This window comes from Plantibacter lichenum (assembly GCF_050587525.1).
GTDB lineage: Bacteria > Actinomycetota > Actinomycetes > Actinomycetales > Microbacteriaceae > Plantibacter.
The window spans coordinates 47,810-61,978 of the sequence record NZ_JBOBFT010000019.1 but is presented as its reverse complement, the minus strand read 5'-3'; the positions used below and the strand labels follow the sequence as shown (position 1 = coordinate 61,978).

Here is a 14,169-nt window from a genome sequence, read left to right as displayed (position 1 = left end):
CGCACCATGGCGTCACTCCTGCACCGGGTCAAGACGAAGCTGTTCATCCACGCGCACCGTCGGGTGCGCGGGATGCTCGACGGCGAGTACCGCTCGGTCTTCCAGGGCAGGAGCCTCGACTTCGACGACCTGCGGCAGTACACGCCTGGCGACGAGATCAAGGACATCGACTGGAAGGCGACGGCGCGGCACGGGTCTCCGCTCATCAAGCGCTACATCGCCAACCGCAAGCACCAGGTGGTGTTCGTCGTCGACACCGGCCGTGACTTCGCGGCCGTCTCGGAGGGAGGCCGCCCGAAGAGCGACATCGCGGTCCTCGCCGTCGGCATCCTCGGCTATCTCGCGGTCCGCCACGGCGACCTCGTGACGCTCGTCGCGGGCGATGCGACCGGCATCGAGATGCTGCCGCCGCGGGGCACCGAATCCGGTCTCGAACGCCTGCTGCAGAGCATCGCCCACCGTGCGTCGATCGATGCGGCTCCGAGCGATCTCGACACCCTCCTGTCGTTCGCGAGCCGATCGATCCACCGCAAGTCGGTCATCGTGATCGTCGCCGACGACGAACCGTTCTCGGCCGAACGGATCCATCTGCTCAAACGCCTCCACGTCCAGCACGAAGTGCTGTGGATCTCAGTCGGCGACGCGGACCTCATGCGCGCGGACTACACCTGGCGCGAGATGACCGACGTCGACGGCGAAGCACTCCTGCCGTCCTTCGTGCGGAACAGCAGTGCGCTGCGCGACGAGTTCGAGGCCTCGGTCGCCGTCACGACCGAGCGACGGATCGATGAACTCGAGAGCCTCGGCATCAGCAGTCAGCGGGTCACGAGCGATGACGACGTGATCCCGTCCCTCTTCCGGCTCCTGGAGGTGCACCGTCATGCGCGGCGTTGAGCTCGTGTCACTGGCGGCGCAGGCGACGTCGGGCATCGCGCAGGCGGCCAGCACACCGGTCCCAGACGACAACGGCTACTACCCGCCCGCCCAGTACTCGATGGTGTGGCCCATCCTCGGACTGCTCCTCATCGCCCTCGTGATCGCCTGGTACGTGTGGATGACCTGGTACGTGCGTCGCCGCACGGCGAAGCCGCAGACGACCACTCGCCAGACACCGAGCCCTGCGACGCTCCGGGTGCGTTACCTCGGCCTCATCGACGAGATCGAGCACGACTTCGGCGCCGGCGCGCTCAGCACGAGGAAGGCGCACCAGAAGCTCGGCCTCATCGTGCGGATGTACGCCCACGAGTCGAGCGGCGTCCGCGCGCAGGTCATGACCCTCGACGACCTCAACCAGGCGAAGCTCTTCCCTGTGGCGAGGGCCGTTTCGAGCTACTATCCGGCCGAATTCCGTGAGGCGGAGTCGGGGAGCGTCCACGACGCAGCGGAGATGGCACGACAGGTGGTGACGACGTGGGGGTGATCTACTGGTGGATGCCGCTCGTCTGGCTCGCCGTCATCGCGCTCGTCATCGGCGGGATCCTGTTCGTGCGTCGAGCGCGGCGGAAGCGGAGGCCCCAGGCCGATCGGGTGTGGGTCGCGCACTCTGATCGCCTCACGAAGCTGCCCGGGTACCGGCGTGCCCTGAACCGCTACCGACGACTCGTCATCGCATCGGTCGCCGTGCTCGGCGTGCTCCTGCTCACGGGCATGGCGCTCAGCTCCCGCGTGGTCACGACGAACGTCTACCAGCCGGAGCTCCGCAACCGCGACATCGTCCTGTGCCTCGACGTGTCAGGTTCGATGACCGAGTACGACGCGGAGATCGTCCGCGTCTTCGACACGCTCGTCAAACGGTTCGACGGTGAACGCATCGCCCTCGTGCTCTTCAACGCCTCCGCGACCACCTACTTCCCGCTCACGAGCGACTACGACTACGTTGCGAAGCAGCTCGACCACCTCGTCGACGACTTCACCTCCGTCGACAGCGACTACGAGTACTGGAACGGAACCGACCTCGGCAACGGCTCGTCCCTCATCGGCGACGGCCTCGGATCGTGCGTCATGCGCTTCGACAAGCTCGGTGAGGAACGGTCCAGGTCGATCGTCCTCGCGACCGACAACTACGTCGCAGGCGAGCCCATCCTGACCCTGCCGGAAGCGGGCGAGTTCGCCACGGCGAAGGGCGTGACCGTCTACGGCATCAACCCGGGGGACACCTCGAGCAAGGACTTCCTCGACGACCTCGCGAAGGAGTTCGAGCAGGTGGTCGATGCGACGGGCGGCAAGTACTACGCGCTCTCGGACACGAGTGCGGTCGCCTCGATCGTGCATCAGATCACGGCGGATCAGACGAAGACGCTCAAGGGCGCGAAGCAGCTCGTGCAGAACGATGAACCCACCCTCTTCGTCCTCATCGGCTTCGGGGCGCTCGCGTTGCTCATGCTCGTGTCGTGGAGGTTGCGCCGATGATCTTCACTCCCGTCCTGCCGCTCTGGTTGCTCATCGCGCTCTCCGGCGGGCTCGTCGCGTTCGGGCTCTGGCAGTGGATCGCGACGATCAAGCGCCCGGGCTCCTGGCACTGGATCGTGCGGATCCTCATGGTGGTCGTCCTGCTCGCGATCGCCCTCCGGCCCACGATCCCGGGCGCTCATCGCCCGCCCGCCGCGATGGGCGACATCGACATCTACTTCGTGGTCGACACGACGAGCAGCATGGCGGCGGAGGACTGGGACGAGAGCGGAACGGGCGGCGCAGGAGGCACCCGCGACGGGGGAGCCGGTGAGTCCGTCACCGGACGAGCAGCGACCCGCCTCGACGGCGTGAAGGCCGACATCGCCTCGATCGCCGACCGCGTGCCGGGCGCCCGCTACGCGCTCGTGACGTTCGACGCCGTCACGGTCCAGCGGATGCCGCTGACGACGGACGCCAGTGCGCTGCAGTCCGCCTCCGAGGCGATGACGCAGGAGATCACGACCTACTCTCGCGGCAGCAGCATCGACGCTCCGGTCGAGTTCCTCACGAACCTCCTGACGAAGGCCGAGGAGCAGGAGCCGGGCCGGAACCGCATCGTCTTCTACCTCGGCGACGGCGAACAGACCTCCGGGACGAGTCCAGCGTCGTTCGAGGGCATCGCGCCGCTCATCGCCGGTGGCGCCGTCCTCGGCTACGGCACGGAGGAGGGCGGCCGGATGCGCGAGTTCAGCGGGTACGCCGACGGCAGCCCCATGTACATCCAGGACTACACGACCGGGACCGATGCGATCTCCCGCATGGATGAGGGCAATCTGCAGCTCATCGCGTCCCAGCTGGGCGTCGATGAGATGCACCGCACGCCGGGCGCCGACATCGATCCAGCCGTCGATGGACTGTCGGTCGGCACCCTCACGGTCGACGACCAGGTGGACATCCGTCGGACCGATGAGCTGTACTGGATGATCGCGATCGTGCTGGGCGCCCTCCTCCTCACCGAGGTCGGCGGCGTCATCGGTTCGCTGCGAGAACTCCGACGCGTGAAGGGCGGTGCCGCATGACGCTGTTCGAGGAACGGCGCGCCGCCGATCGACCGGGACACCGTCCGGAGGATTCGCGATTCGCGCAGGCGGGCACAGCCCCGGCGCCGCCGCCGCGGAAGCCCGCGAAACGACCGCTGACCGAGGGGGAGGCCCGTCGTCTCCGCCGTCTGCTGTTCTGGTGGTCCTTGCCCGTCGTCCTCGCCGCCGTGTTCTTCGGCGTGAAATTCCTGAGCCTGCCCGCCATCGCGCAGTCGACGATCGCGAGCTACGAAGCCGGCGACTACCTCACGAGCCAGTCAGCCGCGAGTCACCTGCAGACGGTCAACATCGTCGAGCCCTACCTCGCCTACTTCGATCGCGGAACGGCGGCCGCCGTCGGCCAGAACTGGGTGCTCGGCACGGATGATCTCGCGAAGGCGCTCGACCTCGCGCCGGACGAACCGACCAAGTGCCTCGTCCGTGTGAACCTCGCGCGCGCATACGAGACGCAGGCCGATCAGTACGTGAAGGCCGAGTACTACCAGGGTGCGATCAACCTGTACGAGACCGCGAAGCGCATCGTCGACGAGGGTGCGGACTGCTTCCCGCCCCAGGACGAGCAGGATCAGCAGGACCAGCAGGACCAGAGCCAGGATCAGCAGAATCAGAGCCAGGGCGATCAGGGCCAGCAGGGTGATCAGGCGCCGCAAGATCAGGGCCAGCAGGGCGATCCGGGCGATCAGGGGCAGCAGGGCGACCAGGACCCGCAGGATCAGCAGGGCGGGCAGGGACAGCAGAACCCCGACAGCATCCAGCCGAAGCAGACGCCCGGCGAGAACCTCAAGGACACGGGCGATCGCATCGACCGCAAACGACAGGGCGCGACCACCGGGCGCGACCAGCAGAATCAGACGAACGGTTCGCCCGGTCAGCCCGGTCAACAGCAGCCGGGAGACGGCTCGAGCGGCACCGGTAAGTCCGAACTCGACAACAAGGTCGACAAGCTCAAGGACGCCGGTCAGGGGGCCGAGCAGGACAAATCCACCGAGGACGCGAAGAACCGTGGCCGCAACTCCGACAACGGGAGCTTCGCCGAACGCCCCTGGTAGCACCGATGCTGCGGGGAGGCCGCCGAATCGCGCGTGATCTGGTCGGAGACCGCGAGCGCTAGCATGGACGAGTGGTAACGCGTCTATCGAACTACTTCCTCCGTACCCTCCGTGAAGACCCCTCCGATGCGGAGGTGACGAGTCACCGGCTGCTGGTCCGCGCCGGCTACATCCGCCGACAGGCGCCAGGCGTGTTCGCGTGGCTGCCGATCGGGCTCAAGGTGAAGGCCAAGATCGAGACCATCATCCGCGAGGAGATGGCAGCCGCCGGCGCCTTCGAGGTGCACTTCCCGGCGCTCCTGCCGCGTGAACCCTACGAGGTCACGGGTCGGTGGGAGGAGTACGGCGACGCACTGTTCCGCCTCCAGGACCGCAAGGGCTCCGACCTCCTCCTCGCACCGACGCATGAAGAGGTCTTCACGCTCATGGTGAAGGACCTGTACTCCTCGTACAAGGACCTGCCCCTGTCGATCTACCAGATCCAGGACAAGTACCGCGATGAGGCACGTCCCCGGGCAGGCCTCCTGCGTGGCCGTGAGTTCACGATGAAGGACGCGTACTCGTTCGACTACACGGACGCCGGACTCGATGTGAGCTACCAGGCGCAGCGCGACGCGTACGAGCGCATCTTCTCGCGTCTCGGCCTCGAGTACGCCATCGTGCAGGCCGACGCCGGCGCCATGGGCGGGTCACGGAGCGAGGAGTTCCTGCACCCGACCGCGATCGGCGAGGACACCTTCGTGCGTTCAGCAGGCGGCTACGCGGCTAACGTCGAGGCGTACACGACCGCCGTTCCCGATGCGCTCCCCATCGAAGGACTCGCAGAAGCGCAGATCTTCGACTCGCCCAATACGCCCACCATCGCGACGCTCGTGAACCTGGCCAACGCCAACCACCCGCGCGACGACGGCCGAGCATGGACCGCGGCGGACACGCTCAAGAACGTGGTCCTCACGCTCAAGCACCTCGACGGCACGCGTGAGCTCATCGTCGTCGGCCTCCCCGGAGACCGCGACGTCGACATGAAGCGCGTCGAAGTGGCGTTCGCGCCGGCAGAGGTCGAGCCGGCCACGGAGGCGGACTTCGCGAAGCAGCCCTTGCTCGTCAAGGGCTACATCGGTCCGTGGTCGCCGCAGGGCGCCGTGCTCGGCGAGGAGTCCGCGACCGAGATCCGCTACGTCCTCGACCCCCGCGTCGTCGACGGCACCGAGTGGATCACGGGTGCGAACGTCGACCAGAAGCACGTCTTCGGGCTCGTCGCCGGTCGCGACTTCTCGGGTGACGCGTTCATCGAGGCCGCAGAGGTCCGTGCGGGCGATCCCGCACCGGACGGCTCCGGCCCCGTGGAACTCGCGCGCGGCATGGAGCTCGGCCACATCTTCCAGCTCGGCCGCAAGTACGCGGACGCTCTTGGACTCAAGGTGCTCGATGAGAACGGCAAGCTCGTGACCGTCACGATGGGCTCCTACGGCATCGGCGTGACCCGCATCCTCGCGACCATCGCCGAACTGAACAATGACGACCGTGGCCTCATCTGGCCGAAGACGGTCGCTCCGTTCGACGTGCACGTGGTCGCCACCGGCAAGGACCCCGCGGTCCACGCGATCGCCGAGCAGGTCGCCGCGGATCTCGAAGCCGCAGGCAAGGACGTCCTCTTCGACGACCGTCCCAAGGTCTCGCCCGGTGTGAAGTTCGGCGACGCCGAGCTCATCGGTGTGCCGACGGTGGTCGTCATCGGTCGCGATGCGGCCGAAGGCCTCGCCGAGGTCTGGGACCGCGCCGCCGGTACGAAGGACAAGCTGCCGATCGAGGGACTCGCAGCCCAGCTCTGACCCGCTCAGCCCGCGAGGGGTCGCATATGGCGAGTCTGGCCTGGTCCTGACGAGTCGTTCGTGACACCTCGCGGGCCGTTGGGGGCGGCGAGACGGTAGCCGGCGCCTCGGACGGTGTCGATCGCGGACTTGCCGATCTTGTTGCGCAGGTACCGCACGTAGACGTCGACGACGTTCGATCCCGGATCGAAGTCGTAGCCCCACACCCGTGAGAGCAGATCCTCGCGGCTGAGGATCTGATCGGGGTGCCGGAAGAACTCCTCCGCGAGCGCGAACTCGCGGGTCGACAGCTCGACGGGCACACCGCCGACGATGACGCGACGCTCGCGGAGTTCGAGTGTCAGATCACCGACCACGAGCATCTCGGTGGGGAGGGTGATGGCGCCGGTCGCCGTGTGGCCGACGAGCCGGCGGCGGATGCGCGCGAGCAACTCGTCGAAGCGGAACGGTTTGGACAGGTAGTCGTCTGCTCCGCCGTCGAGGCCGGCCACGACGTCACGAGCGGAGTCGCGTGCCGTGAGGATGACGACGGGCAGTTCGCTGCCGTCGTTCCGCAGGCGTTTCAAGACCTCGAAGCCGTCGACGCCGGGCAACCCGATGTCGAGGACGAGGAGATCGAAGTCGCCGCTCTCCGCGAGTTCGAGCGCGTCGGCCCCGCTCACGGCCACCGACGCGGAATGCCCTGCGGCTTGCAGGCCTTTGCAGACGAACGCCGAGATGCGGGCTTCGTCCTCGGCGACGAGGATGCGACTCACGGGGTGCCTCCTGGGTCTGTGCGATCAGGGTCTGTGCGTTCGGGGTCTGTGCGGGCCGGGTCTGGACGGGCCTGGTCCGGACGGTCTGCGTCAACACGGTCTGCGTCAACACTGCCCGGGTTCGGGTCGTCCGGAGCGGGCGGATTCGCCGACTGTACTCCGGATGTCCGCTGACCGGGAACCGGCGGTTCCGCAGCGGACCGCTTCGGTGCGGTCTGCGTCACCGGGATCGTCGGGCCTGCGCTCCAGGGGCGACCGGTGTCGACGAGCGGCGGGAAGTCGTCGTCGTTGAAGGGGCCCGCGGAGTACGGCCGCGGGACGGGCGCCTGGTAGGGCGGGGGAGCGGTGCGTGCCGGCGGGGATGTGTGTGCGGGAGGGGACGTGTGTGCCGGCGGAGCGGTGTGTGGCGGAGGACCGGCGAGGGCCGGTGGCGATGCAGGAGCAGCGGACGATGACGGTGCAGATGGCGCCGGCGCGGCAGGTCCACTGGCGTGCGCCACGGGTGCAGGCGCCGCCGGGACGGCATGCGCCGGGCCCGTCGGCGTCGGCGCCTCGTCCCGCGCGTGCTGCGGCATCGCATCGATCGTCCCGCCGGGAAGCGGTGGACCGCTCGTGGGGTCCTGCGGTTCGATCGCGGGATCCTGCTCGTCGTCCGGGGTGTCGAAGTCCTCGTCGTCCGTCGGGTCGACCTCGAGGGGAAGCCGGATGCTGAACACGGAGCCGTTCCCGACGTTCCCGTCGCCCTCGTCCATCTGCGCCCAGCCGCCGTGGGCCTCCGCGATGGCTTGGACGATCGCCAGGCCGAGACCGGAGCCGCGAACGCCCCGACCCTCCTGGGCCCGCGTGAACCGGTCGAAGATGCGTTCGCGGAGGTCCTCGGGCACACCGGGGCCCTGATCGGACACGGAGAGGACGAGCTGCGGGTCCGGACCGATCACCGGAACGCCCGAGCCGCCGAGCTCGTCCGTCGAGTCGTCCGTGCCAGCATCGGAGCCGCCGCCCGGGTCGCCGTCAGGACCGCCTTCACTCGAACCGTCACTCGAACCGCCACTCGAACCATCCTCGAACCGGCTCGAGATCGTGATGGTCGAGCCCACGGGAGAGTACTTGGCCGCGTTGTCGGCGAGTTGGAGCCACGCCTGCGCCATCCGGGCCGGATCCACTCCCACGATGAGCTCGGCTCGTTCGCCCAGCTCCCAGCGGTGGACCGGGGAGATCGCGGCAGCCTTGTCGAGGACGGCCATCGTGAGGTCGGCGACATCGGTGGGCACGCGTTGCAACGTGGCGCCGGCTCCGGCCGCGGAGAGTTCAGCGATGTCGCCGACGAGCGTGCTCATGCGGTCGAGTTCGTCGAGCGCGAGTTCCCTCGTCGCGGCGACCTCGACGGGATCGGCCGGGTCGAGGAGCTCGAGATGTCCGCGCACGATCGTGATGGGCGTCTTCAGCTCGTGGCCGACGTCGTCGAGCAGCTGCCGCTGGCTCGTGAACGCGTCGTCGAGCCGATCGAGCATGTCGTTGACGGTCGAGGTGAGCTGGGACACGTCGTCCTTGCCGACGACCGGGATGCGCTCGTCGAGATCGGATTCCGTGATGCGCGCCGCCGTGTCCCGCAGGAGGCGGATGGGGTGGAGGAGCCGTCCGGCCAGACGCCAGCCGACGAGACCGATGAGCAAGAGGGAGATCACCGCGACGATGACGTACACGCGGAACACCTCGCCGACGGCATCGAGCGCCGCGGTCAGATCGGTTGCGACGACGACGTGCCCGACGGCCGGGTCCCCGACGACCGTGACGGGAATGACGGCGTATCGGATCTCCCGGACGGTCGCGCCGTGGGTCGTCGCCGTTCCGAGCACCGTCGCTCCGGTGGCCTCAGAGGAGAAAGTGGCGATGAGGCGGTCGTCGCCGTCAAGCCGGAACCCGGTGGGGGAGGACGGGGCGATGGGCTCGGCGCCCGGCAGCAGTCCGACCGCTCCCTCGTCCGCTCCGAAGGAGGACCGCTTCAGGACGAGCGCGACGGCCTCCGCGGTCGTCGTCGGCGCCGTCGAGGAGTCTCCGGAGCCGGCCACGACGAACGCCGTCGCCTCCGCCGTCCTCGTCAGGTCCGCATCGATCGCGGCCACCGTCTGCTCGCGTTCCATGACGTAGGCGGAGAACCCCGCGAGCACCATGGCGAGCGTTGTGGCGAGGAGGATCGCCGCGAGGATCCTCACCCTCGTGTTCTGGAAGACGTGCTGGAGTTCGCCGAAGCGCATGCGGCCATTATGTCGGTCGCGTCTGGCAGTGGTCGAGGAGGAGGCACAGGGAACACTCACGTGCGTGGGACAGTGCGCTCGAACCGCCCGGGTGTACTGCCGATGGTGACGGAGGCGGATCCATCGGGTACCGTAGACAGACGGGTCCGGCTGTGCATCACCGGCGTTCCCGGCCGCCCAGAGGCGGCGAACGAAGAGCTGAATAGAGGAGACCATCGATGGACATTGATCTCAGTTTGCTGAAGTCGATCGAGCGGGAGAAGGAAATCCCCTTCGAAGAGCTCGTGGGAATCATCGAACAGGCCATCCTGACGGCATTCCTCAAGAACACCCCCGGCGCTGAAGAGGCCGGCCAGGGCTCCGTGGAGCCGGCACGCGTCCAGCTGGACCGGAAGACCGGCCACGTGGCCGTGCTCGTCCCCGAGTTCGACGACGAGGGCGTCCTCATCGGTGAAGCCGAGAGCACCCCGGACGACTTCGGTCGCATCGCCGCGTTCGCCGCGAAGCAGGTCATCAGCCAGCGTCTCCGTGACATCCAGGACGAAGCCGTGCTCGGTGAATTCAAGGGCCGCGAAGGCGACATCGTCGCCGGCGTCATCCAGCAGGGGCCCAACCCGCGGATGATCCACGTCGACCTCGGCACGATCGAAGCGATCCTGCCACCTGAAGAGCAGGTGCCCGGCGAGCTGTACCCCCACGGTCAGCGCCTCCGCGTCTACGTCACGGCCGTGACCAAGGGGCTCAAGGGTCCGCAGATCACCGTGTCGCGCACGCACCCCTCGCTCGTCCGCAAGCTCTTCGCGCTCGAGGTGCCCGAGATCGCCTCCGGTGTCGTCGAGATCGTCTCGCTCGCCCGCGAAGCCGGCCACCGCACGAAGATCGCCGTCAAGGCCAACGACCCGAGCATCAACGCCAAGGGCGCCTGCATCGGCGAACTGGGACGTCGTGTCCGTGCCGTGACCGACGAGCTCGGCAACGAGAAGGTCGACATCGTCGACTACTCGCCAGACCTCCCCACCTTCGTGGCCAATGCGCTGTCCCCGGCGAAGGTCACGAGCGCGTACGTCATCGACCAGTCGCTCAAGGCCGTCCGCGCCCTCGTCCCGGACTACCAGCTGTCGCTCGCGATCGGCAAGGAGGGCCAGAACGCCCGCCTCGCCGCGAAGCTCACCGGCGCGAAGATCGACATCCAGCCGGATTCGATCCTCGAAGCCGACTGATCGCCTGATGAACGCGCCACGGACTGCGCGGGGCGCCCGCACGAGCCGAGGCGCCTCCGGAGCGAAGCGTGCCGCCGCGGCCGCCGCGGAATCGTTCGACGGCCCCGTCCGCACGTGCGTCGGATGCCGGAAGCGCGGTTCACGCTCGGAGCTGCTGCGGGTCGTCGCGGGGGAGGACTCCCTCGTGGCCGACCCGTCCGCCACCGAGCCGGGCCGCGGTGCGTGGGTGCACCTCGACGCCGGATGCTTCGAGAACGCGGTGGCGCGGAAGGCCTTCACGAGGGCCTTGCGACTGGCCGAATCGCTCGACGCACGTCTGGTCGGAGCGTACGTCGTCGAGGTCGTGGAGCGCCGCAGCGGTCTCGCCGACTGACCACTGTCGCAATCCACCCCGGTGGGCGGCGAACACGCCGATCCGACGCTGGGAACCGCCCGCCGATCCCCGTGATTGGACCGGCCCGCTCAGCGGCGGGTGTACGATTGATGTTGTACCGACGTGCGTCACCGATGCGCTCGGACTTCCCATCGCTGCAGTACACCCGGCTACCGGGCTGTCGCTGCGCATGCCGGTCCTTCGACCAGGCATTCCGAGAGAACAGGCTGAACGGCTAATGGACAACTCATGAGCGGCTCGAAATGAGACCCGTCCACCACTAACGCTCGCCCCTGCCTGGGTGCGAGCTCAGACAGGAGAATTGTGGCTGCAAAACCACGCGTACACGAGATCGCATCCGAACTCGGTGTCGACAGCAAGGTCGCCATGGCGAAGCTCAAAGAACTGGGCGAATTCGTCAAGGGACCGTCATCCAGCATCGAACCCCCCGTTGCACGCAAGCTGCGTGCAGCACTCGAAGCAGAAGGCGTGAAGGCTCCGGCCCCGTCCGCTGCTCCGAAGGCCCCCGCCGCACGTCCGTCCGGCGCGCCGACCCCCGGTCCCAAGCCCGCGGCTGCTCCGGCGCCCGCACCGGCTCCGGCACCCAAGGCTGCAGAGCCCGCACCGGCTCCGGCCGCTGCAGCGCCTGCCGCTCCGGCACCCGCAGCACCGTCGGCCCCTGCAGCGGCAACGCCTGCAGCTCCGGCCCCCGCTGCTCCGGCACCCGCCGCAACCGAGGGCGACGCCTCCGGTGACGCGAGCAAGCCGAGCATCCCCCGTCCGGGCGCACCTCGCCCCGGCAACAACCCCTTCGCCTCCTCGCAGGGCATGGGTCAGCGCCCGACCGGCACGCCGCGTCCGGGCAACAACCCGTTCGCCGCGGCACAGGGCATGGGTCAGCGACCCAACCCCAGCAACATCCCGCGCCCGCAGGCTCCGCGCCCCGGCTCGCCCCGTCCGGGCGTCGGCCAGGGTCAGCGTCCCGGTGGACCCGGCCGTCCCGGTGGCGCAGGTCGTCCCGGCGGTGGCGGTGGCTTCCGTCCCGGTGGTGCCGGTGCAGGCGCCGGCGGCGGTTTCCGTCCCGGTGGCGCTCCCGGTGGAGCCCCCGCAGGCGGTGGCTTCGCAGGTCGCCCAGGTGGCGGCGGCGGTCGTGGTCGTGGACCCGGCGGTGGTACCGCTGGCGCCTTCGGTCGCGGTGGCGGCAAGAGCAAGGCACGGAAGTCGAAGAGGACGAAGAGGGCCGAATTCGAGTTGCGGGAAGCCCCTTCGCTCGGCGGCGTGAGCGTTCCCCGCGGCGACGGCAACACCATCGTCCGTCTTCGTCGTGGCGCGTCCATCTCGGACTTCGCAGACAAGATCGACGCCAGCCCCGGCAACCTCGTGACCGTGCTGTTCCACCTCGGTGAGATGGCGACGGCGACCGAATCCCTCGACGAGGCCACGTTCGACGTGCTCGGCGCGGAACTCGGCTACAAGATCCAGATGGTGTCGCCGGAGGACGAGGACAGAGAGCTCCTCGAAGGCTTCGACATCGACCTCGACCAGGAGCTGGAAGACGAGTCCGACGAGGACCTCGTCGTCCGTCCCCCCGTCGTCACGGTCATGGGTCACGTCGACCACGGTAAGACGCGACTCCTCGACGCCATCCGCAACGCGAACGTCGTCGCAGGTGAAGCCGGTGGCATCACGCAGCACATCGGTGCCTACCAGGTCGTCGCAGAGCACGAAGGCGTCGAACGTCCCATCACCTTCATCGACACCCCGGGTCACGAGGCGTTCACCGCCATGCGTGCTCGTGGTGCGCAGGTCACCGACATCGCGATCCTCGTGGTCGCGGCCGATGACGGCATCATGCCGCAGACGGTCGAAGCGTTGAACCACGCTCAGGCCGCAGGCGTCCCGATCGTCGTCGCGGTGAACAAGGTCGACAAGCCAGACGCCAACCCGGCCAAGGTTCGTCAGCAGCTCACCGAATACGGCCTCGTCGCGGAAGAGTACGGCGGAGACGTCATGTTCGTCGACGTGTCGGCGCGGAACAACACGGGTATCAAGCAGCTGCTCGACGCCGTGCTGCTCACCGCAGACGCGGGTCTCGACCTCCGGGCGAACCCGAACAAGGACGCCCGCGGTGTGGCCATCGAAGCGAAGCTCGACAAGGGCCGCGGTTCGGTTGCGACCGTCCTCATCCAGTCGGGAACGCTTCGCGTCGGCGACGCGATCGTGGCAGGCACGGCATACGGCCGCGTCCGCGCCATGGTCGACGAGAACGGCGACACGGTTGCAGAAGCCGGACCCTCGCGTCCGGTGCAGGTGCAGGGCCTCTCGAGCGTTCCTCGTGCCGGCGACACCTTCCTCGTCACCGAGGAAGACCGCACGGCCCGTCAGATCGCCGAGAAGCGTGAAGCAGCAGAGCGCAACGCCCAGCTGGCCAAGGCCCGCAAGCGCATCAGCCTCGAAGACTTCACCCGTGCACTCGAAGAGGGCAAGGTCGAATCGCTCAACCTCATCATCAAGGGTGACGTGTCGGGTGCCGTCGAGGCGCTCGAGGAATCGCTCCTCAAGATCGATGTGGACGACAGCGTGCAGCTGCGCATCATCCACCGCGGTGTGGGTGCCGTCACCGAGTCCGACGTGAACCTGGCGACGATCGACAACGCGATCATCATCGGATTCAACGTCCGCCCCGACCCGAAGGCACGCGACCGTGCTTCCCGCGAAGGTGTGGACATCCGGTTCTACTCGGTCATCTACAACGCACTCGAGGACGTCGAGCAGAGCCTCACCGGCATGCTCAAGCCCGAGTTCGAAGAGGTGCAGTCGGGTGTGGCCGAGATCCGCGAGGTGTTCCGTTCCTCCAAGTTCGGCAACATCGCCGGTGTCATCGTCCGCTCGGGAACCATCACGAGGAACGCCAAGGCTCGCGTCATCCGCGACGGCGTCGTGGTCGGCGACGCCCTGGCGATCGAGTCGCTGCGTCGCTTCAAGGACGACGTCACCGAGGTGCGCACGGACTTCGAAGCCGGTATCGGCCTCGGCAAGTTCAACGACATCCAGATCGGCGACGAGATCGAGACGATCGAACTCAAGGAGAAGCCGCGCGGCTAATCCGCCCGGCTGATCCCCGTCGCTCTCCTTCGGGAGGGCGGCGGGGATTCCTGCTTGTATTGTGTGCAGCATCCGTCGGGCGTTCGTAG

General features: G+C 68.1%; 11 protein-coding genes. 9 read left to right on the top strand and 2 right to left on the bottom strand.

What is annotated here, in order from left to right; genetic code table 11:
- Positions 1–6 precede the first annotated feature (6 nt).
- From ACQ3HB_RS19650 to ACQ3HB_RS19625, 6 genes are all read left to right on the top strand, one after another.
- Positions 7–894, top strand: coding sequence for a DUF58 domain-containing protein (locus tag ACQ3HB_RS19650; protein WP_430922465.1), 888 nt, complete (start codon positions 7–9; stop codon positions 892–894).
- Positions 881–1,420 carry a hypothetical protein gene (locus ACQ3HB_RS19645; protein ID WP_430922463.1) on the top strand — a complete coding sequence of 180 codons (540 nt, stop codon included), beginning with the start codon at positions 881–883 and terminating at the stop codon, positions 1,418–1,420. Before ACQ3HB_RS19650 ends, ACQ3HB_RS19645 begins: the two co-directional genes overlap by 14 nt.
- Entirely contained in the window at positions 1,411–2,409 is a 999-nt protein-coding gene (locus ACQ3HB_RS19640) for a vWA domain-containing protein (RefSeq protein WP_430922462.1), read from the top strand. Before ACQ3HB_RS19645 ends, ACQ3HB_RS19640 begins: the two co-directional genes overlap by 10 nt.
- A complete protein-coding gene (locus ACQ3HB_RS19635) occupies positions 2,406–3,470 on the top strand; it encodes a vWA domain-containing protein (protein ID WP_430922460.1) in 1,065 nt (354 codons plus the stop codon). Before ACQ3HB_RS19640 ends, ACQ3HB_RS19635 begins: the two co-directional genes overlap by 4 nt.
- Positions 3,467–4,540 carry a hypothetical protein gene (locus ACQ3HB_RS19630; RefSeq protein ID WP_430922458.1) on the top strand — a complete coding sequence of 358 codons (1,074 nt, stop codon included), beginning with the start codon at positions 3,467–3,469 and terminating at the stop codon, positions 4,538–4,540. Before ACQ3HB_RS19635 ends, ACQ3HB_RS19630 begins: the two co-directional genes overlap by 4 nt.
- Positions 4,541–4,611: 71 nt before the next feature.
- Positions 4,612–6,372: a proline--tRNA ligase gene (locus ACQ3HB_RS19625; RefSeq protein WP_430922457.1), complete on the top strand. Its 1,761-nt coding sequence runs from the start codon at positions 4,612–4,614 to the stop codon at positions 6,370–6,372.
- A 5-nt stretch (positions 6,373–6,377) separates the two neighbouring features.
- Here ACQ3HB_RS19625 and ACQ3HB_RS19620 read toward each other — a convergent pair whose 3' ends face one another.
- Together ACQ3HB_RS19620 and ACQ3HB_RS19615 are read right to left on the bottom strand one after the other, a co-directional pair.
- The gene (locus tag ACQ3HB_RS19620; protein WP_430922456.1) at positions 6,378–7,127 is read right to left on the bottom strand and encodes a response regulator transcription factor; all 750 of its coding nucleotides are present in this window, start codon (positions 7,125–7,127) and stop codon (positions 6,378–6,380) included.
- Positions 7,124–9,382, bottom strand: coding sequence for a sensor histidine kinase (locus tag ACQ3HB_RS19615; RefSeq protein WP_430922454.1), 2,259 nt, complete (start codon positions 9,380–9,382; stop codon positions 7,124–7,126). Before ACQ3HB_RS19615 ends, ACQ3HB_RS19620 begins: the two co-directional genes overlap by 4 nt.
- Before the next feature lie 218 nt (positions 9,383–9,600).
- Here ACQ3HB_RS19615 and nusA point away from each other — a divergent pair, with 218 nt between their 5' ends.
- The 3 genes from nusA to infB all read left to right on the top strand — a co-directional run bounded on the left by nusA (position 9,601) and on the right by infB (position 14,080).
- Positions 9,601–10,602, top strand: coding sequence for a transcription termination factor NusA (gene nusA, locus ACQ3HB_RS19610; RefSeq protein ID WP_430922453.1), 1,002 nt, complete (start codon positions 9,601–9,603; stop codon positions 10,600–10,602).
- A 7-nt stretch (positions 10,603–10,609) separates the two neighbouring features.
- Positions 10,610–10,975 (top strand): YlxR family protein, encoded by a 366-nt coding sequence (locus tag ACQ3HB_RS19605; RefSeq protein ID WP_430922452.1) that lies wholly within the window; start codon positions 10,610–10,612, stop codon positions 10,973–10,975.
- 324 nt (positions 10,976–11,299) lie between these two features.
- A complete protein-coding gene (infB, locus tag ACQ3HB_RS19600; protein ID WP_430922451.1) occupies positions 11,300–14,080 on the top strand; it encodes a translation initiation factor IF-2 in 2,781 nt (926 codons plus the stop codon).
- Positions 14,081–14,169 lie beyond the last annotated feature (89 nt).